Annotated in this window: 23 protein-coding genes and 1 tRNA gene; 21 read left to right on the forward strand and 3 right to left on the reverse strand. The window is 60.4% G+C overall.

The window, feature by feature from the left end:
• Position 1: 1 nt before the first annotated feature.
• Genes K0V07_RS09705 through K0V07_RS09730 form a run of 6 tightly spaced genes read left to right on the forward strand, consistent with a single transcriptional unit; the run spans position 2 to position 5,549 of the window.
• A complete protein-coding gene (locus K0V07_RS09705) occupies positions 2-436 on the forward strand; it encodes a DUF669 domain-containing protein (RefSeq protein ID WP_220621188.1) in 435 nt (144 codons plus the stop codon).
• Positions 423-1,931, forward strand: a complete 1,509-nt coding sequence (locus K0V07_RS09710; protein ID WP_220621189.1) for a DEAD/DEAH box helicase — start codon at positions 423-425, stop codon at positions 1,929-1,931. The genes K0V07_RS09705 and K0V07_RS09710 overlap by 14 nt, the downstream gene beginning before the upstream one ends.
• The gene (locus K0V07_RS09715; protein WP_220621190.1) at positions 1,931-3,919 is read left to right on the forward strand and encodes an AAA family ATPase; all 1,989 of its coding nucleotides are present in this window, start codon (positions 1,931-1,933) and stop codon (positions 3,917-3,919) included. Before K0V07_RS09710 ends, K0V07_RS09715 begins: the two co-directional genes overlap by 1 nt.
• A complete protein-coding gene (locus K0V07_RS09720) occupies positions 3,916-4,335 on the forward strand; it encodes a hypothetical protein (protein ID WP_220621191.1) in 420 nt (139 codons plus the stop codon). The genes K0V07_RS09715 and K0V07_RS09720 overlap by 4 nt, the downstream gene beginning before the upstream one ends.
• On the forward strand, positions 4,322-4,894 hold the full coding sequence (locus tag K0V07_RS09725; RefSeq protein WP_220621192.1) for a hypothetical protein: 573 nt from the start codon (positions 4,322-4,324) through the stop codon (positions 4,892-4,894). The genes K0V07_RS09720 and K0V07_RS09725 overlap by 14 nt, the downstream gene beginning before the upstream one ends.
• Positions 4,842-5,549, forward strand: coding sequence for a hypothetical protein (locus K0V07_RS09730; protein ID WP_220621193.1), 708 nt, complete (start codon positions 4,842-4,844; stop codon positions 5,547-5,549). Before K0V07_RS09725 ends, K0V07_RS09730 begins: the two co-directional genes overlap by 53 nt.
• Positions 5,550-5,916: 367 nt before the next feature.
• Here the strand turns inward: K0V07_RS09730 and K0V07_RS09735 are convergent, their stop codons facing one another.
• The 3 genes from K0V07_RS09735 to K0V07_RS09745 all read right to left on the reverse strand — a co-directional run bounded on the left by K0V07_RS09735 (position 5,917) and on the right by K0V07_RS09745 (position 7,549).
• Complete coding sequence (locus K0V07_RS09735) at positions 5,917-6,162, reverse strand: hypothetical protein (protein WP_220621194.1); 246 nt, start codon at positions 6,160-6,162, stop codon at positions 5,917-5,919.
• A 25-nt stretch (positions 6,163-6,187) separates the two neighbouring features.
• Positions 6,188-7,012 (reverse strand): amidoligase family protein, encoded by an 825-nt coding sequence (locus tag K0V07_RS09740; RefSeq protein ID WP_220621195.1) that lies wholly within the window; start codon positions 7,010-7,012, stop codon positions 6,188-6,190.
• Positions 7,013-7,270: 258 nt separating this feature from the next.
• The gene (locus tag K0V07_RS09745; RefSeq protein ID WP_220621196.1) at positions 7,271-7,549 is read right to left on the reverse strand and encodes a hypothetical protein; all 279 of its coding nucleotides are present in this window, start codon (positions 7,547-7,549) and stop codon (positions 7,271-7,273) included.
• Between the two features lie 428 nt (positions 7,550-7,977).
• Between K0V07_RS09745 and K0V07_RS09750 the strand changes: the two genes are divergently transcribed.
• The 15 genes from K0V07_RS09750 to K0V07_RS09820 all read left to right on the forward strand — a co-directional run bounded on the left by K0V07_RS09750 (position 7,978) and on the right by K0V07_RS09820 (position 18,834).
• Positions 7,978-8,181 (forward strand): hypothetical protein, encoded by a 204-nt coding sequence (locus K0V07_RS09750; RefSeq protein WP_220621197.1) that lies wholly within the window; start codon positions 7,978-7,980, stop codon positions 8,179-8,181.
• 67 nt (positions 8,182-8,248) lie between these two features.
• Positions 8,249-8,503 carry a hypothetical protein gene (locus tag K0V07_RS09755; protein WP_220621198.1) on the forward strand — a complete coding sequence of 85 codons (255 nt, stop codon included), beginning with the start codon at positions 8,249-8,251 and terminating at the stop codon, positions 8,501-8,503.
• Positions 8,481-8,675, forward strand: coding sequence for a hypothetical protein (locus tag K0V07_RS09760; protein ID WP_220621199.1), 195 nt, complete (start codon positions 8,481-8,483; stop codon positions 8,673-8,675). Before K0V07_RS09755 ends, K0V07_RS09760 begins: the two co-directional genes overlap by 23 nt.
• 37 nt (positions 8,676-8,712) lie before the next feature.
• Complete coding sequence (locus K0V07_RS09765; RefSeq protein ID WP_220621200.1) at positions 8,713-9,174, forward strand: hypothetical protein; 462 nt, start codon at positions 8,713-8,715, stop codon at positions 9,172-9,174.
• 75 nt (positions 9,175-9,249) lie between these two features.
• Positions 9,250-10,080: an N-6 DNA methylase gene (locus K0V07_RS09770; RefSeq protein ID WP_220621201.1), complete on the forward strand. Its 831-nt coding sequence runs from the start codon at positions 9,250-9,252 to the stop codon at positions 10,078-10,080.
• Between the two features lie 16 nt (positions 10,081-10,096).
• Positions 10,097-10,747: a ParB/Srx family N-terminal domain-containing protein gene (locus K0V07_RS09775; protein WP_220621202.1), complete on the forward strand. Its 651-nt coding sequence runs from the start codon at positions 10,097-10,099 to the stop codon at positions 10,745-10,747.
• Positions 10,748-10,771: 24 nt separating this feature from the next.
• Positions 10,772-11,824, forward strand: coding sequence for a hypothetical protein (locus K0V07_RS09780; protein ID WP_220621203.1), 1,053 nt, complete (start codon positions 10,772-10,774; stop codon positions 11,822-11,824).
• 22 nt (positions 11,825-11,846) lie between these two features.
• The gene (locus K0V07_RS09785) at positions 11,847-13,361 is read left to right on the forward strand and encodes a ParB N-terminal domain-containing protein (RefSeq protein WP_220621204.1); all 1,515 of its coding nucleotides are present in this window, start codon (positions 11,847-11,849) and stop codon (positions 13,359-13,361) included.
• Positions 13,358-13,783: a hypothetical protein gene (locus tag K0V07_RS09790; protein WP_220621205.1), complete on the forward strand. Its 426-nt coding sequence runs from the start codon at positions 13,358-13,360 to the stop codon at positions 13,781-13,783. Before K0V07_RS09785 ends, K0V07_RS09790 begins: the two co-directional genes overlap by 4 nt.
• A gap of 143 nt (positions 13,784-13,926) precedes the next feature.
• The gene (locus tag K0V07_RS09795; protein WP_220621206.1) at positions 13,927-14,631 is read left to right on the forward strand and encodes a methyltransferase domain-containing protein; all 705 of its coding nucleotides are present in this window, start codon (positions 13,927-13,929) and stop codon (positions 14,629-14,631) included.
• 6 nt (positions 14,632-14,637) lie between these two features.
• Entirely contained in the window at positions 14,638-15,246 is a 609-nt protein-coding gene (locus tag K0V07_RS09800; RefSeq protein ID WP_220621207.1) for a hypothetical protein, read from the forward strand.
• A complete protein-coding gene (locus K0V07_RS09805) occupies positions 15,243-17,051 on the forward strand; it encodes a terminase gpA endonuclease subunit (RefSeq protein WP_220621208.1) in 1,809 nt (602 codons plus the stop codon). The genes K0V07_RS09800 and K0V07_RS09805 overlap by 4 nt, the downstream gene beginning before the upstream one ends.
• Positions 17,035-17,295, forward strand: coding sequence for a hypothetical protein (locus tag K0V07_RS09810; RefSeq protein ID WP_220621209.1), 261 nt, complete (start codon positions 17,035-17,037; stop codon positions 17,293-17,295). Before K0V07_RS09805 ends, K0V07_RS09810 begins: the two co-directional genes overlap by 17 nt.
• Positions 17,296-17,350: 55 nt before the next feature.
• The gene (locus K0V07_RS09815) at positions 17,351-18,778 is read left to right on the forward strand and encodes a phage portal protein (RefSeq protein ID WP_220621210.1); all 1,428 of its coding nucleotides are present in this window, start codon (positions 17,351-17,353) and stop codon (positions 18,776-18,778) included.
• Positions 18,765-18,834 (forward strand) — tRNA-OTHER (locus K0V07_RS09820). Before K0V07_RS09815 ends, K0V07_RS09820 begins: the two co-directional genes overlap by 14 nt.
• The last annotated feature ends 13 nt before the right edge of the window (positions 18,835-18,847 follow it).

Consider the following 18,847-nt stretch of genomic DNA (forward strand, 5'->3'; position numbering starts at 1 on the left):
GATGAAATACACTTCTCAAAACGCAGACAATCTGCCCCGCTTCGTGCCCAACGGCGATTATCTTGTCACTGTGGTCGAGGCTTCGGAGACCCTCTCGAAAGCCGGTGACGACATGATCAAGTTGAAGCTCGAAGTCGAGGGTCACGGCGTCCACCTCTACGACTACCTCGTTGCTGCCGAATCGAGCTTTTGGAAGATCGACACCTTCCGCAAAGCCATTGGGGACCGGGTGGTCGAGGGCGAGGAAGTCGAACTCACCGCTGCCGCTCTCGAAGGGCGTCAGGGCCATGCCCGGCTCCGCATCGAGGAGTACCAGGGCAAAAGGAGCAACAAGGTGGAACTGTGGATCACGGACCGTGTGCCGACTGCCACCCCCAAGGCAACCCAGCCCGCTCCAGCGCAGGCACAACCGGAGGACGACGATGTCCCGTTTTGACCTTCGCCCCTACCAGCAGGAGTTCCTGTCGGCGGTGCGCCGGGACTTCCGGGAGCATGACCACATCCTCGGGGTCGCGGCCACCGGGTCCGGCAAGACGATCCTGGCCTCGGATCTGATGCGTGATTGGAGCGGCAATTGCCTGTTCCTGGCCGACGCGCAGGAACTGGTCCGCCAGAACGCCGACAAGTATTTCGGGTACGCCGGGGAATTCGCCGGTATCGAAATGGCCGACTCCAAAGCCATCCTTGGGGACCGGGTTGTTGTAGCCACCACGCAGAGCATCTGCCGTCGCCTGGACAAATGGCCACGGGATTACTTCGGCCTGGTTATTGTCGATGAAGCCCACCGCAACACACTTGGGGCGATGGCGGCGCAGGTTCTCCTACACTTCGAGTCGGCCAAGGTGCTCGGGGTGACGGCCACGCCGTTTCGCTCTGACCGCCGCCAGTTGGGCAGCTTTTATGAGAAGATTTCCGTCGAGATCGGGCTGGCCCGCCTCATCAAGGAGGGCTGGCTCTCGCGCATCGTCATCAAGAGTGTGCCCCTGCCGGTGGACTTGTCGCAGGTGCGCACCACGGCGGGCGATTATAACGAGGGCGATCTGGGCGATGTTATTCAGCCGCACTTGCGTCAGGCAGCGCGGCTCATTGCCGAGCACGCTGCTGGCCGTCGCACGGTGGCCTTCCTGCCCCTGATTGCTAGCAGCCAAGCCTTCGTGAAGGCTTGCCGTGAGGAGGGCATCCGTGCCGTCCACGTGGACGGGAACGACCGCGAGGGGCTGCGGGCTTACGAGCGCGGGGAGTATGACCTTGTGTCCAACGCCTCCCTCCTGACGACCGGCTGGGATCATCCGCAGACCGATTGTGTCTTCATCCTGCGCCCGACGAAAAGCCTGTCCCTGTTTCAGCAGATGGTGGGACGCGGCACACGCATTGCCGAGGGGAAGGAAAACCTACTCCTGTTGGACCCCTTGTTCCTGAGCGACGACCATTCATTGATCCGCCCGGCCCGTTTGATTGCCCGTTCCGAATCCGAGTCGGATGAATTGAGCGAACGCCTCTCGGGTGGTGGCGAGGTCGATCTGCTGGAGGCAGAGGAAGAGGTGGAGGAAGTGCGCCAGTCTCGGTTGGAGGAACGCCTCGCACGGGCTTCCCGCCGCAAAGCCCGCACGGTGGACGCCATCGAGTTCTGCCTCAGCCTGCACGCGGTGGAACTGGCCGACTACGAGCCGGAGTTGCCTTGGGAAGGCAAGCCGCCGAGTGACCGTCAGTTGATGACACTGGCCAAGGCCGGGTTCGATACCGACTGCGTGAGCTGTCGGGGGCACGCCTCGAAGATCCTCGACCTTTTGTTCATGCGGCGCGAGCACGGCCTGGCCACCCCCAAGCAATTGAACTGGCTGCGGAAGTTTAACTATCCCGAGCCGGAACTGGCCACCTTCGAAGAGGCGCAGGTTTTCCTCGATGGGCAGTTCAACCGAAAGGCGATGTAATGGCATTTCGCTACACATCGAAGGGTATTCCCGAGGTGCCGGACGATTTCCGGCAGGTGGCCGAGGATGTGGTGGGACCGGTGGACTGGACCGATGAGCACTCGGGCTATTGCCAGTGCCCTGGTGCCCATAAGCATACGACGCCGAGCCGCGAACGCGACTGCCGGGTCTATCTCGATGCCGAGAACGGCTACGCCCCGACGATCCACTGTTTCCACGACAGTTGTAAGGAGGAAATCGCCGCTGCCAATTTCGCCCTGCGCTCCACTATTGGTAAAGCCGCGTTTCGGGCGGGCGATCATCATGACTTCTCCCGTCGTCAAAACGGTTTTGACAGCGGGAAAGACCCCTTCGAATCTTTCCTCAAGGCGTGTTTTAAGGCGGATGACATCCTTTCGCTTGCGCCGGGAACGTTGCCTGATGGGGAGACCCGCGCCATCCCCGAGCATGGCGGGATCAACGTCTTCACCCGTGATGAGTGGCTGGAACGGGCGGCGGCCAAGGGCGGCATCGAGCGCCTGTTCTCGACCCGCCACGGCCTCTACATCCGGATCAATCCCGTCTCCCCGAAATCCAATGGCACGGACAAGGATGTGACGGCGTTCCGGCATACCCTGATCGAGAGTGACCGCATTCCCAAGGCGGAACAGGAGCGTATCCTGCGCAACAGCGGCCTCCCCATTGCCGCCCTCATCGATTCAGGCGGCCACAGCATCCATGCCTGGGTGCGGGTGGAAGCGAAGACCCGCGACGAATACCACGCCCGGCGCGAGCGCCTGTGGCAGTCGCTCCCCGAGGGCTTTGTCATCGACAGCCAGAACCGGAACCCCTCGCGCTTTTCCCGCTGCCCCGGCGGGCGTCGCGGGGATGCCGTCCAGCGCTTGCTCGCCGTCAACCTCGGCCCGTCGTCCTTCGAGGCGTGGGAGAGTGAGGGTGACGGGCTGGGTCTGGCGGAACCCCTACGGGTGTCCCAACTCGGGGACTACGACACCGGCAACGATCCGAACAACGTGCTGGGCAATCGCTGGCTGTGCCGGGGCGGGAGCCTCATCATCGTCGGCCAGTCCGGCATCGGCAAGTCGTCCTTCTCCATGCAGCTTGCAGTCATGTGGGCGCTGGGCCTGCCGGTGTTTAACATCCGCCCCGTGCGTCCGCTCAAAAGCCTCATCATCCAGGCCGAGAACGACATTGGCGACTTGGCGGAGATGTACCAGGGGGTGCGTATCGGCATGGGCTTAAACGATGACCATCGTCCCTTGCTGGAGGAGAACATCATCTTTTACCGCGATACCATCCACAGCGGTGCGGACTTCGCCAAGACCGCCGATGTGCTCATCCAGCGCCACAAGCCGGATCTTGTCTGGGGCGACCCGCTGCTCAACTACATCGGGGACGATGCCAGCCAGCAGAAGGTGATTTCCGAATTCTGCGGGCGGCAACTCAACCCCATCTCAGAGCGCACCGGCATCATCTGGTGCTTCATGCACCATACGGGCAAGCCCCCGTCCGACTCGAAGGCCCGCAGCCATTGGACCGGCTCGGACTACGCTTACAGCGGCCTGGGCTCGTCGGCGCTGACGAACTGGGCGCGGGAAGTGGCCGTGCTCATGCGGGCCAAGACGCCCGATGGCCAGCCGCCGACCTTCCGCTTCGAGCTGTGCAAGCGCCGTCGCCGCGCCGGGATGACCGACACGCAGGGCAACTCCACCGAAGCCATCTTCGTTCGTCACGGGCAGACCGGTATCTGCTGGCGGCAGTGCCCGGAGCCGCAGCAAAACGAATCCGGCAGCAAGTATTCCATCGGCAAGCAATCGCCGCGAGGGGGCCGTCCCAAGGCCATCGAAAACACCCTCGTCGAGTTTGAGCGCCTGCGCGAACTCACCCGCGAATGGGAGGCGGAACTGTCGGCCAAGTATGAGATTTCCGCCTCCACCGTGCGCCGTCGCTGGCGCGAATATCAACAGGCCCAAGGGAAAGGACAGGGATGAAAGCCGAAACCCTCAGACAATATTTTGGCGATATGCCGCCATTAGACCATTACCCCCTGCGCGATTACCGCGAGTTTCGCTGGGAGGATTCGGAGGTCGTCGAGTACATCACCAGCCATCCGCAGTTCATGAAGAACCTCTTTTACCAGCTTCGCCAATCGGGCGCTCTCGTGTTCGATCAGGACAGCAAAACGTGGCACGGATTCCGGTATCAGAAAGGCTGCTGTCAAAACTCGTCGTCAAAACCTGACTCCATTTCTCCACCGCCGCCGTCAAAACCCAATACTCCCCCTAGGGGGGAGAGTATTGGGGGTGTTTCTGACGGCAGGCAAACCCCTAACCCCCTTTTGACAGCAGAGGAAGGTTTTGACAGCGGGAAAAAATCGAAAGCGGAGGTGCGCGATGAGCCGTGGTGATTACGCCGACCGTCAGCGCGAGCACAACGCTCAGTACAGCCAGGCATACGCCGAGTGGGTGGCCGGGCTCAGTCCGAAGCAGCGACGCCAGTTGCAAAAGCAGGGCTTGCTCCGGCCCGAGGTGGACAGCTTCGAGACCGGGAAAGCCAGCGACGTGTCGGAACTGCCCATTGCCGCCCCTGATCCCGAGCCGCAGCCGGAGCCGGAGACAGCCCTGCCCGTTTGCGAGGCCGATGCCGAGGAAGTCTGGGCCGCCCTCCGTCGCCTGATCGCGGAACTGTTGGCCGACCACAACCCCGCGCTCGCCGTCGAATGCCTGGCCCTGGTCAGCGGCGTCGGTTTCATGGGCGAGTCCATGACCGGGATTGCCAGACGCCACAGGGTCACGCGGGCGGCGGTCTCCAAGCGCTGCATCCAATTGACCGAACAACTGGACCTGTTGCCGTCACGAGCCATGAAGTCGTTGACAGCACGCCAATCGTATCGAACCGCACAACACAAAAATCATGACCATCGAGAACGCTTTGATCATGGACGGCGCGCCCGTCCGAGTGACTGAAACCGGGCTGTGCATCGACAGCGAACTGACCTTTGAGCAGTGGTGCGATGTGGGCCGCAAGGTGGGCCGTGTCGCCCGCACCTCGCTTTTCCTCGTGGGCGACTGGCTGATCTACGGGCAGAACCGCTGGAACAACGGCGAGCGTTTCGAGAAAATGCCCGAGGAGCAGCGCCAGCGTTACGTCGAGGCCATGCAGGAGACCGGCCTCGAACTTAAAACGTTGCTGGACGCCGCCTACGTCGCCCGGAATGTGCCCTACGAACAGCGCCGCGCCCATCTCACCTTCGAGCACCACAAAACCGTGGCCAAGGTCAAGGATGCCCACGAGCGCGAGGAATGGCTCAAGAAGGCGGACAAGCAGGGACTGAGCACCCGACGCCTGCGCAAGTCCATCATGATCGGCCATGTCGCCCGCGACCACGAGATGCGCAGCCAGGGCGCGTTCCAGCCCCGCGAAACGCACCTGCTGTGGATTCAGCGCATGGTGCAGTGGTGGGCCAAGGTGAAGGACGATCCGGCCCACGACGAAATGGGCCGGGAAGAACTGGAGGCCGTGCTCAAGGATTTTGAACCGGTCCTCGACATCATCGCCCAGATTCGCGAGCGGTCCCGAAACGCCGTCTCCTACCTCGAACCGGACGATAATGCGATTTGAGTAGCACGCAGTAGCATCCAGTCGATTCGTGGCGCCACGAATCGACCAGACACGACTCAATGCTACTCAAATCGTTTTTCAGGCCAATTCATGCCCGCAACATTGACACGCGATCCCCGGTACGCAGAGGGATCAACACCGATCAGGCCGGGGCTGGCCAAAGGAATCTTTTAGGGGCGAACACGGACGGCTGGGTCCCTCAGCAGACTGGTCCGTTTGAGAGACACCTCGATTTTTTCATTTCCCACAAATTTTCGCTCTCAATGACTTGCCCGTCCGCATGACGATTGGGGGATGGTTGAAAAACAGGTGGGAAATCAGGATGGGAAATTCCCAGGCATTATTCGTCAATTCCCCCTGTAGGGCGTTATGACTTCTCCGGTTCCGGGATGATGAGACCGCTGGCGATCATATCCTCAACGAGGGCTTCGGGCGGGCTGTCGCGGTGGGGTTTTCCGGTCTGCATCTTGCAGGCTCGGGCCGTGGCGACACAGTAGGCTTCCTCGCTGTCCTCCGGGTTCCAGCTATCTAGTCTCAGTTGGCGCATCAGGTCGGCGGCATCGGTGGCGGTGAAGCTCGCCCCATCGACGGTTTGGTAGGTGGTGGTTTTCATGGTTGTCTTGGTTGGGATTAAAAGTTCAGGCGGCCTCACGGGCGAGATGTTTCGCCCGCTTGGTATAGAAGCGTCTCAGGGCGACGGGGTTGGTCCGTTGGAAGAACCACTTGTGGCGGACCATTCCGACCTCTGCGTTGCTGGGGCGGACCCGGATGGTCTTTACGGTCTTGGCCGTCTCGTAGAACTCCATCAGGAGCCTGACCCAGTTGACGGCCTTCTCGGCGTTGAGGGTTCCGCTGTGGTGGCGGACTTCGATGGTGCGGTGGCGGAAATAGGCTTGGATGTTCAGCTTCATGAAACGGCTCGGGTAGAGTCTGCCGAGGTCTTCCATCGTGTCGCAGCGGTCGATGGCCTCGAAGGCTTGCTGGCAGCATTGGGCCTGCGTGCGTCCGTTGGCGAGATCCCCGAAGTGTCCGAGATTGGACTGGCAGTAGCAGTTTGTGCTTTTGCGGCGGCTTTGAGGCTGGAAGGTGTCGAAGACATCTTCGAACTTCACCCAGAGCTTCACCAGTTTGCGGGCGTGGTGGATGGTGAAGTCGTCCACGTTCATGTGGACATGGAAACCGGTCTGCTTGTTGACCTGTGCGCCTGCGGCGTCGAGAGCGTCGCAGACCTTGGCGATTTGCCGGAGCCCTTCCTCGCCCTGAAGGATGGGGCTGACGGCTTCCAGCCCGCAGGAGGAGTCGGTGACGACTTTCCACATGGGGCAGGTCCGGTGGTTGTAAGACTGGCGTTCGGTGCTGATCCCGGCGGCGTTCATGGCATCGACAGCGGCTTGCTGGCTGATTCCGGTGAATTCGAGTTCGACCCCGTATTGGCGTTGGCTGGCGGTAGATGTGTTAGTCATTACGTGTCAGTTGGTTATGTTTACACTCTACCAGAGTGAGCACGCAATTATAGGGTAATGTCCAACTTTCGGTCGTTCTGAGCGAACGCCTTACGGGACCGGGACAGATTTTTATGAAAATCCGCGACAGATTGCCGTGGGTGGCGGATATTATGAGCAGTGCATAACCGTTTAAGACATGCTCACAATAGTTTCATGCCACTTCGCAATTGGCACGTATATTGACTCATGGCATTGGCAATAGGCGTCCTTTCGTTGTCAGTATTCGGAGGGTAACAGCGCGGTGGTCACGGAACGGTCGGCTTCCGTGATGATCCAGATGGTGTTCCCCTCCACCGTGTAGGCGGACATCACGCGCCAACCTTCCTTCAAGGCTTCGTTGTTGGCCGTTTTGTCCTCCCGGCAGAGTTCTCCCCAATCGCCGTGCGCATGGCGTAGCAGGAGCGGAATCAGGTTCAGTTCCAGTTCCGCGACACCGGGAGTCATTAATAACGTCCCGAGCCGGAACTTTGGGTTTAGCGGTTCATCATTCGTCATCGTGTGTGTGGGTTAGGCTATCACTCTACCAGAGTGAGCACACGATCATAGGGTGATGTTCAACTATCGGTCGTTCACTCGGAACGCCTTGCGAAAGCGGCGAATATTCACGTCAGCGGTCTTCGTCATACGGGGTCTGAAACAGCACGGCCTCCCTCGCAGTAGTTTCGTGCCAGTTCACGATTGGCACGCATTTTGACTTCGCGCCGAAGGCATCTGTATCCGTGTTTCCAATACAAACAGGGAGACCGTTTTCTTCTAAAAAATTTGGCCTTATCGGGTAAGTCCTTCGATCAGAACGACCGAAAGATCATGAATACCCTGGACGTGATTTGTCACCATGTCAGAGTCTTTATAGAATCAGAAACCACTGGCATACAATGGATAGCAAACCAAACACTCCTGGCAGAGAGGCCATGCGTCAACAGATGAAGACTGCGTTGGACGCCATACACACGATTGCGGAAACCATCCGAGAGTTGGGGGAAGTTCCCTCGGGCGAACTCTACGCCCGCCTGATGGGGAAGATCGAACTGGGCGACTACGACCTGATTATCGACACCCTCAAACGCGCCGGTCTGGTGACGGAAAGCCCCGCCCATCTTTTGAAATGGAACCGCATCGAACGATAACCCTATGAAAACCAATATGAGCGATACAGCCGCCACATCCCAACCCCAAGATTCACGTCGCATTTTCATGCCCCTTTGCACGCGCAAGCCTTCGACATGGGCCGAGTGCCCGCGCCACCGTCACGACGAGTTGTCCCCCTTGCAGCGGGACTTGATCCGCACGCTACCGGTGAAAGGCACTGACGCCGCCAGCCCGATGGATGAGTTCTTGGAGGAAAATCCGCCTCTGGAATGCGTCGTCCTGATCACGGGCGGGCATGTTTTCTACGTCAACACCGAAGGCTACCGCTACGCCCGCTATGCCTTCCACATCCTCGCTTGAAGCCATGAGCATCGACCTGTCCCAAGTTCCCGAACCGATCATGGAAACCGTCCGGCTCTTCGCCGCCGTCGAAGGCGTCACACTCACCAAGCCGGAGGACTACGCACGCTATATTCTGGAAGACGAGGACGCGCTGGAAATCGTTCTGCCCTACATCGACCACGACTTTTGAATCACACGACTCATAACCAAACAACCCATATAAAACCATGAATAAACTATACTGGATCGTCTGCGAAGAAAACGACAACACCCTGTATGAAGGCCGCTTTCTCGGGCGTACGCGAGGAGCCGCCCTCAAGCACTTGAAGGAACAGCTTGGCCGGTCGAACCTGACCGGCCTTGTTTTTGCCATCACTGAGATCCCCGTCACGCTGATCCGCGAGATCGTCACGGAGATCATGGCGGGCAATACCGCCCCGGCTCACGTGAACGGGACCCGTTCAACGGCTCCTGCCGAACCGGAAAGCGATGACACCGAAGATGCTGCCCCGCTGCCGTCCGAGACGGTTACGGACACACCTTCCGGCCATGACTGGGCGGCGATCAAAGCCTGCTACATGGAAGGGCGCGGCCCCAAGGATGTCGCGGAACTGATGAACGTGCCGCTGAACACCTTAAAAGGACGCATCACCCGCGAAGGATGGGCGCGGGAACGCCGAGAGGCATGAAAGGACGGGGAACCGTCCCCATGCCCTCCCGCCGCCGAGGGCAGCCGGAGCCATTTCCGGCAAGTCCTGCGACGGATGATCGAAACCGCCTCTGACTGGCCGAGGAAACCGGACCGCCAGTTGGAGATCACGCCGCCCGGTCACGGCTGGCTCCTGCCGATCCTCTTGGAGGTGGAGAGCCGCTGTTGGGGCCGGTGGGAGCACTGGACGCGAACGATGGAAGCCGGACGCATCTTGGATGAACCGATCCCGCCCATTGCCTTTGAACCACTGTCCCCGCTACCGCGCAAGATGCACGAGAAGTCTCTCGACAGTATTTCACCAAGCGGCGGGTGGCAGGGCTGGGACAGTTGGCGATTGTTCGATTACTATCTGGACTGGTTGCTCTACGCTTTCGGGGACAGTCGCCAGAAAGAGCCGCCACCCGAGCCCGCGCCGGGAGCGTTCAGCCGACTCTATCAGGTATTCTGCCTCGAAGCCATGATTGCCTGGCCCTGCGACACCTTCGGAAAACTGATGGCCGAGAATCGCCACGGGCGCGGGGCCGGGTTCTTCCCCACGCCCGAGCATGTGGTTGGAATGATGGTGCAAATGATGTTCCCTGATGGCGAGGACTACCGCCTCAAAACCGTCTGCGACCCCTGCGTCGGCACCGGGCGCATGATCCTTCACGCCAGTAACTACTCCTACCGACTCTACGCTCAGGACATCAACCCGACCGTCATCAAAGCCTGCCTTGTGAACGGCTACTGCTTCGCCCCGTGGCTCGTCAGGCCGTTTCCCTTTCTTCGGGAGTTGCCCGCCGAGGACGTGAGCCAGCCGCTAACGGTCCCGGAAACTGCGCAGATTTCCCGCCCTGCACGGGTGGAAAAGCCAACTCAAATGATACTGCTTGACGGGATTTGACACCGTTGCCGCAGGCATGAGCAAAGCGGCAACGCCCAAGGCAAAGGGACTGGCGGACGGGATTGAAGTGTGGTGCAGCTTCGACAAGCTGGTTCCGATTGAGGATTTGAAACCCAACCCGCGCAATCCCAATACGCACCCGGCGCGGCAGGTTGAGCTTCTGGCGAAGAACGTCCGCTACTTCGGCTGGCGTCATCCCATCACGGTTTCGAATCGCTCCGGGTTCATCGTGGCGGGACATGGCCGGTTGGAGGCGGCCCGCGAGCTTGGCGTCCAACTGGTGCCGGTGGATTACCAGGACTTTGCCTCGGACAATGACGAGATGGCCGTGCTGGTGGCGGACAACCGCCTGGCGGAACTGGCCAGCCTCGATCTGAATTCGCTCGAAGGCATTATTGACGAATTGCGGGTGGCCGACTTCGACACCCTCCTGACCGGCTTTGACGAGACCGACCTGGCCAGCCTTTTGCAGGGAGATGACGCCGCGCCGGGCGACGATGATGACGATGACGAACTGGACAAAGGCGACGTGACGATTGTGCTCGGTCTGTACCGCTTCAAGTTGACGCAGGAAGACTACCTGGCGTGGATCGACCGCGTCAAGCAGGACGTGGGCTTCGACAAGCAGGCCGTCACCAAGGAACTGCGCCGGAGGCTCGGGGTTTGAACGCGCCGCGTTCTGGGACCAGGCATGATGAGCGCCTATTACAACGAGTATGATTCGGGGGCGGCGGCATGGCTAGGAGAGCTGATCAAGGACGGGCTGATTCCGCCCGGCGATGTGGACCAACGCAGTATCGAGTATGTATCGGCAGACGACCTTGAACCTTACCGCCAGTGCCACTTCTTTGCCGGAATCGGCGGATGGCCCCATGCGCTCAAACTCGCCGGATGGCCGGACGACAAACCCGTCTGGACCGGCAGTTGCCCGTGCCCCCCGTTCTCGTCGGCAAGCAAAGGACAGACGTGCCCTGGATGCGGTGGCAAATACTGTCTGTCGCATCCACTCGTCACAGCCGGATGGATATGTCTCGATTGCGGGGACCAATGGCGGGGTGATGATCGCCATTTACTCCCCGAGTTTCAGCGCCTCATCGGCCAGTGCGGCCCTTCAGTCGTATTTGGAGAGCAGGTTGCGAGCGCGGATGGTCGGCACTGGCTCTACTCTCTACGCGCTACGCTGGAAAAAATGGGATATGCCGTCGGGGCCGCCGATTTGTGCGCTGCGGGCGTCGGCGCTCCGCACATCCGCCAGCGGCTCTACTGGTGCGCTCACCATCTGCGATCTTCCCCTGTCGCCCTGGGCAACGCCATCGAGCCGGGACTGGAAGGATTCGGCGGGCATGGCGACGGAAGCCATCAACCCGGACGGGAGCAGGCGGACCCGGCTCGATCAGTTGCCCAGACTGGTGCAACTGGCGGGATGGTCGACACCGCGCTCGACGGACGACAGATGCGGGAAGCACTACACTCCGGGGTGCAATGGCAGGGATTTGTCGAAAGACACCATGCTGACAGCCTGCGACCGGCCTGTCCGACTGACGGATTCTGGAGAAATGTTGATTGGCTCTTGTGCCGGGATGCCAGGTGGCGGGCAGTTGAGCCCGGCTCATTCCCGCTGGCTCATGGGCTATCCGCCCGAGTGGGACGCCTGCGCGGTTACGGCAATGCCATCGTCCCGCAAGTCGCCTCGGCGTTCATTCAGGCATACGCGGAAGCCTTGAAAAGCTTGGATGGTTTTTGACAGCACGGTGAGGGACGAAAACATGAGCACCCAACTGGAATCCATCGACGCGGTTCAGCCCAGCACCTACAATCCGCGCAGTGCCGACGCGGAGCGTCTGGACCTGATCGAGTTATCCCTCCGCAAGCTCGGCTTTCTCGCGCCCATCTTTGCCGACAGCAACGGGGAAATCCTCTCCGGGCACCAGCGCCATCTGGTGGCCTCGCGCATGGGGGCGACGCAGATCCCGGTTTTCCGCACCAAGCCGATGCCGATTGCCCAGCGCAAGGCGCTCAACATCGTCTTCAACCGGGCCACAAACGATTTCGACTGGCACACCACGCCGGAGAAGGCCACCCGCGAACTGGCCGCGCTCGATGTTCATAAGCTCGCGGAGTCCATCCCGGACAAGGCGGTGGACTCCCCGGAGTTCATCCGTTGCCTGCGCCCGAGTCAGGTCAGCGTGAAGGAACTGTGCCGGGCCAACGCGAACCGCTGGCTCCAGTATGCCCGCAACCTTGCCCGCACCATGCATCGCCAGGGCATCCTCATGCCGCTGGTCTGCCGACGTGACGGCACCGTGGTCAACGGCATCGGACGGCTGGAAATGCTCGCGGAAAAGAAGTTTGAGACCGCGCCGGTAGTCTATGTCACTGATGAAGAGGCGGGGTTCGCCCACTCCATGATGAACCTGCTCTCGATGGACTTCGATGTGCGTACCCGTTACGCCGATTTGCTGCGCTACAATTCCTTCCGGCGCGCCCGTCGCGTGCGGGAGGAATTGGGCAACGGGTTTATCTTTACGGTCCACGGCTCGAAGCCCTGCCACAGCTTCGACATTTTTAATCCGAAGCAGCGGGCCGCCTGGGTGCGTGAGCACGGCACGAGCATCCTCGACTTTGGGGCCGGCCACTTGACCGAAACGAAAATGCTGCGTCGGGCGGGGCTGTCCGTCACTCCCTTCGAGCCCTACCACATCACCCGGTTGGAAATCGACAAGGCCCGCAGTCTCGAACTGGTGCGGGAGTTCTTGCAGGCTGTGGCCGATGGAACTGAGTGGACTTCGATCTTCCTGGCCAGCGTGCTCAACTCCGTGCCGTTCCAGTCCGACCGCGAGCACATCGCCGTTCTGTTAGCCGCCCTCTGCAAACCTTTCACCAAAGTGTACGCCTGCGCTTCCAGCGTGGGCGAAACCGGGTGGCGGCAGGTCAACGGCAAAGCCTTTCTCAACAAGTCGAACTCGGGCAACATCTCTTTTCGGCTCGACTACGAACCGGGCGTTCGCATCGGGGATTTTCAGGAAAAACCGAAGGTCCAGAAGTACCACACACAAAAAGAATTTTATCAGCTATGGACTCCCTTCTTCCGCTCCGTTAGTATCCGGGAGTTGAGCAACAATATCACCGCCAAATGCGAACACGCCCTCCCGGTCGATACCGACCGGCTCCGGGAAGCGGTTGAGTTCGAGTTCGATCTTCCCTATCCTGACGGCTCCCGCATGGGCCTGGTGGACGAAGCCAAAGAAGCCTTTTTCCGACGACTGAAAGTATCCCTATGATTTATTTACTGGACTTGAACTACACGCTGGTGGCGAATTCTCCCGAGCGGGGCACGCCGCCCGTGCGCCCTTTTACCCGCCAACTTGAGCAGGAGGAATACCGCCAATGGCTGGTGGACTTCCTCCGGCCTCACCGGGTCATCCTCATCACCGCCCGTCCGAATCGCTACCGCGAGGCGACGCTGGCCCGGATCAAGGAAAAGTGCCAGTGGGAACCGATGGACGCCTACTATGCGGAAATCTCCTCCTATCCGCACCTGATTAAGGAACACCTCTTGAAGACTCATATCTTCCCAAAGTACGGCAGCGAGGGTTCCGGTTACTTCGGGCTGGAAAGCAACCCCCGCACCCGCACCATGTACGCCCGCTATGGGATTGAGGCCATCCGGGTCTCCGATCACGAGTTGCTGGAGGACGCTTGACCTTGCCGATGGTGCAGGTTGTAATACATGGGAACTTCAGACCGTTGTCCAACGACTGAAACTATAAGCACGCGAGAATACATGGGGCGGCCACAGTGGCCGCCCCATTGTTTTCCCGGTAGGATTGACACCGGCCTGTCGGCATGAACGCCGACATCGAAGCCGACAACGGGATTACCACCGAAGCAAGCAACTGGGTCTTTGACGAGCACGTCGCCCCGCACTTCGACGAGCATGTCCGCAAGAGCGTCCCGGAATACGACCGGGTGCAGGAACTCGCCGCCACCTTCTCGGACTGGTTTACGCATCCCGATTGCACCGTGCTGGATTTTGGAGCGGCCACCGGCGAAACCCTGCGCCTTATCCGTGAGCGCCACCGCAAAGCTCTTACGCTGATCGGCTACGATAACTCGCAAGCCATGATCGCTCAGGCGGCCAACAAGGGCATTGAGGTCACGTTCACCGACCTTGAACGCCTTTCGGATATTCCGCCCTTCGCCTATGGCGTCGCGCTGTACACCCTGCAATTCCTGCGTCCGCAGGCCCGCCAGCAACTTGTGTATCAAATCGCCAATACGATTGAGCGCGGCGGCGGCCTGTTCGTGGTGGAAAAAGTGCTCGGGAGTTACCCCACCACGCAGGACATCATTCAGCAGCTTTATTGGGACATGAAGATAAGTAACGGACTGACCCCCGCCCAGGTCATCAACAAGGCCCACGCCCTGCGCGGGTGCATGTTCCCGAAGACGATTGCCGAAAACGAAGCCGAGTTTCGCGCCGCCGGTTTCTCGCAAATCGAACTTGTTTTCAAGGACCTCCAGTTCTGCGGCTGGCTCCTGATCCGCTGATCCCCGATGAGCATTAACAGCGAGGCGGCGGAAAAGGTTCTCCAGAAGGATTTGGAGAACGTCATCAAAAAGGTCGCCGGGGGCAAGACGCTGACCTCAGCGGAGCGGGCACGGGTCGAGGCATTGGCCGCTGGCTCCCAGGACTCGACGACTTACGCCAAGAACCTTGTCCAGCTTGCGGAAATCCTCGGGGTTACGCGCCGGACCCTGAGTTCCTGGCGGAAGATGGAAGGCGCGCCCGCCCCCCTGCCCAACGGCGAACACGAAGTGGCCCGCTGGCGCGAGTTCATACGCATCCGGGGCTTGAAGGGCTCGAACGACGTTGGCCACCCGACCGAGGCCCTGAAAGCCCGCCGACTGCTAGTGGACATCGAGGAACGCGAGCTTCGTCTGTCGATCAAGCGGGGCGATTACCTGCACCGCGAGGATGTGCGCCGTGCGGTGCTTGAAGGGTTGGCCCGTTTGTTCGCCATTTTGCACAAGCGTCTGGAGGACGAGTTGCCGCCGCTGTCCTGCGGCAAGGATGCGGTGGGCATCCGCGAGGAAAACGCCAGAGCCATCGATGAGGCCCGGCGTGAAGCCTATGAATTCTTTCAGGGCTGGACCGGCTCATGAACGCGGACATCGCCAGCATGTTCGCCGAGGGCGTGCGTCCCCCGGACCGCCGCCCCCCGTGGCAGTGGTGTGAGGACCACATCCCCGCGATTCCGTATTCGCCCATGCCGGGGCGGTTCCGCTCGGATAACTCTCCGTGGGTGCGAGAGGTGATGGAAGTCATCGTCGATCCCCGCGTGAAGCTGGTTTCGATTCTGGCCAGCGTCCAGTCCTCGAAAACCACTATCCCCGAACTGACCCTGTGCTATATCGTCAAGAACCTGCCGGGGCCGTGCCTGTGGCTGGACCAGACCGACGAAGACGCCAAAGACCAGTCCGAGTCACGCTTGCAGAAACTCTTTGAAGAGTGCGAACCGGTGAGGGATCTCTTTCCCCGCGACCGTCACAAGCGGCGCAACCACACGGTTCATTTCTCCAACGGCATGACGTTGTGGATATTAGGGGCGCACAACAAGACGAACCTTCAGCGTCGTTCCATCCGTTGGCTCTTCGGAGATGAAACCTGGCGTTGGCCTGCCGGGAACATGGCCGAAGCCGAGGCCCGTGTGACCGCATTCGGCTGGCTGGGTAAGTGCGTGTTCATGAGCCAAGGCGGCGAGGAAAACGACGACACCCACCGCAAGTTTGAGACGACCGACATGCGCGAGTGGACCTTTGCTTGCCCCCACTGCGGCAAGCGTCAGCCCTTCGCCTGGGAGAATGTCGAGTGGTCAAAGTCGGCTCGTGACGCGGAGGGGAACTGGGATTTTTCCGCCGTGCGCGATTCGACTATCCTGCGCTGCACGCACTGCAACCATTACTTCACCGACTCGGATGCCACCCGCCGTCAGTTGAACGCCACCGGCAAATACATCTGCACCAACACCAACGCCTCCCCGGAGAATGTCGGCTTTCATTGGAACGCGCTGTGCGCCATGAGTTGGGGGAAGCTGGCCGAACTCTACCTGCGGGCGAAAGCCGCCGCCCGGCAGGGCGACACCTCCTTGCTCCAGCAGTTTTACCAGAAGCGTCTCGCGCTTCCTTGGCGCGAATACGTCGAAGACTACAAGATGGAGATTGCCACCTGCGGCTACCGAAAAGGTGAGTCCTGGGAAGAAGAAGGCGGCATCACCCGGCAGGGGAAGGTGGTCGCGCCCCCGTTCGAGGGGGCGGTCATTCCGCTACGCATCCTTACGGTGGATTGCCAGATGGACCACCTGTTCGCTGTCGTGCGTTCGTGGAGCCCGAACGGTTCCTCCCGATTGGTCTGGAATGAACGTCTCTTGACCTTCGACGACATCGAACTCTTGCAGGAGCGGTATGAGATTCATCCGAACCTAGTGTTCGTCGATGCCGGGCACGCTACCTACGACGTGTACCGGCAGTGTTCGAAAAAAGGTTGGGTGGCGCTGATCGGGGACCGGCGTTTGACCTTTCCGCACAAAAGCAAAGAGAAGGGCGGCGTGCAGCGCTTTTACTCGCCCCGGCGCAAAGTCGTGCTCGGCACGCGGCAGTCTTGCTACGTCCATTACTGGTCGAACCTCAACATCAAGGACACGCTGGCCCGACTCCGGCGCAATCAGGACCCGGCCAAAGGCCCGACATGGGAAGTCCCCGACGACATCGACGAGGATTATCTTTCGCAGATGGAATCCGAGCACCGGGCCAAGGAAAAGAATACCTGGATGTGGAAACAAATCGGCAAACGCCCTAACCACTACTGGGACTGCGAATCCATGCAGGCTGCCGCCGCCACCATGCTCAAGATCATCGGGCGGGAGAGCGTTGTTGACACGCCTGCCAGCGGTAATGGCGGACGTGATTGATTACAGCATTGGCTTCACCGTGCCGGAAATCGAGGAGATTCTGGCGGTGCAGAAAGCGGAACTGAAAAAGACGCAGGCGGCCTACGCCAACGACGGTTCCAGCGTGAGCAAGCGCCGTCTGGATGAAATCCATGCCATCATCCGGGCCTGTCAGGACGCTCTCGTGAAGTTGGCCCCTGAGACCCATGCCCGTCCCAAACGTACCGCCATGCAATCTGGCGTCATCGGCCATTTGCCCAAGTAAGCAGGGCTGCCCTGCACCCCGGGATGCTTGTCGCATCTCACTTTGACAATACCTCGTGGCTGTGAATCTCTTTCAACGCATTACCCGGTTCTTTTCCTTCTCTCCCTATGAAGGGGCCAACACGTCACTGCGGCGCGGACGTGTGCCCGGCGCGGCTCCCGCTGACGCGAAAAAAGAACTGACTTCGGCTGTTCGACGCGAGCTGGTCCGGAAAAGCCGCTATTTGCACAAGAACTCCGGCTTCGTGCGGGAGATGGTCAGTGATATGGCCATTTACTCGGTGAGCGACGGGATCAAGCCGCAGGCGCAGACCGCAGACACGGCCTGGAACAAAGCAGCCGAAGAGCTTTTCGCCCGTTGGGCACAGCGGGCCGACATCACGGGCCGGTTCAGCTTTGAGCAGTGCCAGAGTTTGATTTGCCGGGGTGTCGATGTGGACGGCGAATATTTCGTCGTCAAGGTACGGGACCGTTTTGGGCGTCCGCGCATCCAACTCGTGGAATCCCACCGGATCGGGGATGCCACCCTGGGAACGGAAACCATTGATGGCATCGGCTTTGACCGCTTCGGGGCACCCGCCTTTTACCGTGTCCGACAGGATGACGACAGCACACGGGATGTTCCTGCGAGCGCGGTCATGCACGTCTTTGAGCCGGAGTCAGCCAGCGGTGCCCGCAGTGCCCCCACGCTCCAGCACTCGATCAACCATTTGCTCGATGAAATCGAACTGCTGGCGCTGGAAAAGCACGCGGTCAAAGACAACGCCGATATTTCCCGCGTGCTCAAAAGCGAAAGCGGCGAAATCGACGAGTCGGGTGATTTCATCGTCCAGGCCGATGCCGAGGCCGAAGACGGCAGCGATCCGCAACAGGTGCAGCGCATTGTCGGCGGCAAGGTCGTCTCCCTCAAACCCAACGAATCGCTGGAAAGCTATCAGTCGGATCGGCCCAGTCCGGTTTTTACCGGTTTCCTCGAACACTTGAAGCGCGATTCCGCTGCCGGGATGCTGCCCTACGAATTCGTGCTGGACTCGGCAAAAATCGGGGGGGCGGGGGTGCGCCTGGTCGTGGCCAAGGCCGACCGGCGTTTTTCATTCCGGCAGATGATCCTGATCCAGCGCTTCCTCAAACCGACGTGGGGCTACGTGATCGGGGACGCCATCGACCGGGGCGAACTGGAGCCGGTCAAGGGCTGGCACCGGGTGCGCTTCGTCACGCCCCGGCGCATCACCGTCGATGCCGGACGCGAGGCCCAGCAGAACCGGGCCGACGTGGAAACCGGCTTGAAAACGCTGGCGGAGCACTACGCCGAACTCGGACAGGACTTCGATGAGCAGTTGGAAATTCGTGCCCAGAACGCCCGGCGTATCCTCGATGCGTCTGAGAAGTACGGCGTGCCCGTCGAAATGCTTTACCGCCCGCAGGGCACACAGCTTACAGCGCTGGTTGACATGAGCGCACAGGCGTCACGCGAGGGTGAATGAGGCAGTCAGCCGGACTCATCCCCCGGAATGTGCAGGTTCGACTCCTGCCCCTCGCTCCCATTTTCCGTC

It is taken from the genome of Ruficoccus sp. ZRK36 (assembly GCF_019603315.1).
Classification (GTDB): domain Bacteria; phylum Verrucomicrobiota; class Verrucomicrobiia; order Opitutales; family Cerasicoccaceae; genus Ruficoccus.

Excerpts from the sequence above, each read along its gene's own strand:
- K0V07_RS09810 (WP_220621209.1), top strand. The coding sequence starts at position 17,035 with ATGGCGGACGTGATTGATTACAGCATTGGCTTCACCGTGCCGGAAATC.
- K0V07_RS09800 (WP_220621207.1), top strand. The coding sequence starts at position 14,638 with ATGAGCATTAACAGCGAGGCGGCGGAAAAGGTTCTCCAGAAGGATTTG.
- K0V07_RS09780 (WP_220621203.1), top strand. The coding sequence starts at position 10,772 with ATGATGAGCGCCTATTACAACGAGTATGATTCGGGGGCGGCGGCATGG.
- K0V07_RS09775 (WP_220621202.1), top strand. The coding sequence starts at position 10,097 with ATGAGCAAAGCGGCAACGCCCAAGGCAAAGGGACTGGCGGACGGGATT.
- K0V07_RS09735 (WP_220621194.1), bottom strand. The coding sequence starts at position 6,162 with ATGAAAACCACCACCTACCAAACCGTCGATGGGGCGAGCTTCACCGCC.
- K0V07_RS09785 (WP_220621204.1), top strand. The coding sequence starts at position 11,847 with ATGAGCACCCAACTGGAATCCATCGACGCGGTTCAGCCCAGCACCTAC.
- K0V07_RS09750 (WP_220621197.1), top strand. The coding sequence starts at position 7,978 with ATGAAGACTGCGTTGGACGCCATACACACGATTGCGGAAACCATCCGA.
- K0V07_RS09705 (WP_220621188.1), top strand. The coding sequence starts at position 2 with ATGAAATACACTTCTCAAAACGCAGACAATCTGCCCCGCTTCGTGCCC.
- K0V07_RS09805 (WP_220621208.1), top strand. The coding sequence starts at position 15,243 with ATGAACGCGGACATCGCCAGCATGTTCGCCGAGGGCGTGCGTCCCCCG.
- K0V07_RS09765 (WP_220621200.1), top strand. The coding sequence starts at position 8,713 with ATGAATAAACTATACTGGATCGTCTGCGAAGAAAACGACAACACCCTG.
- K0V07_RS09755 (WP_220621198.1), top strand. The coding sequence starts at position 8,249 with ATGCCCCTTTGCACGCGCAAGCCTTCGACATGGGCCGAGTGCCCGCGC.
- K0V07_RS09725 (WP_220621192.1), top strand. The coding sequence starts at position 4,322 with ATGAGCCGTGGTGATTACGCCGACCGTCAGCGCGAGCACAACGCTCAG.
- K0V07_RS09795 (WP_220621206.1), top strand. The coding sequence starts at position 13,927 with ATGAACGCCGACATCGAAGCCGACAACGGGATTACCACCGAAGCAAGC.
- K0V07_RS09770 (WP_220621201.1), top strand. The coding sequence starts at position 9,250 with ATGATCGAAACCGCCTCTGACTGGCCGAGGAAACCGGACCGCCAGTTG.
- K0V07_RS09740 (WP_220621195.1), bottom strand. The coding sequence starts at position 7,012 with ATGACTAACACATCTACCGCCAGCCAACGCCAATACGGGGTCGAACTC.
- K0V07_RS09715 (WP_220621190.1), top strand. The coding sequence starts at position 1,931 with ATGGCATTTCGCTACACATCGAAGGGTATTCCCGAGGTGCCGGACGAT.
- K0V07_RS09760 (WP_220621199.1), top strand. The coding sequence starts at position 8,481 with ATGCCTTCCACATCCTCGCTTGAAGCCATGAGCATCGACCTGTCCCAA.
- K0V07_RS09710 (WP_220621189.1), top strand. The coding sequence starts at position 423 with ATGTCCCGTTTTGACCTTCGCCCCTACCAGCAGGAGTTCCTGTCGGCG.
- K0V07_RS09730 (WP_220621193.1), top strand. The coding sequence starts at position 4,842 with ATGACCATCGAGAACGCTTTGATCATGGACGGCGCGCCCGTCCGAGTG.
- K0V07_RS09745 (WP_220621196.1), bottom strand. The coding sequence starts at position 7,549 with ATGACGAATGATGAACCGCTAAACCCAAAGTTCCGGCTCGGGACGTTA.
- K0V07_RS09790 (WP_220621205.1), top strand. The coding sequence starts at position 13,358 with ATGATTTATTTACTGGACTTGAACTACACGCTGGTGGCGAATTCTCCC.
- K0V07_RS09720 (WP_220621191.1), top strand. The coding sequence starts at position 3,916 with ATGAAAGCCGAAACCCTCAGACAATATTTTGGCGATATGCCGCCATTA.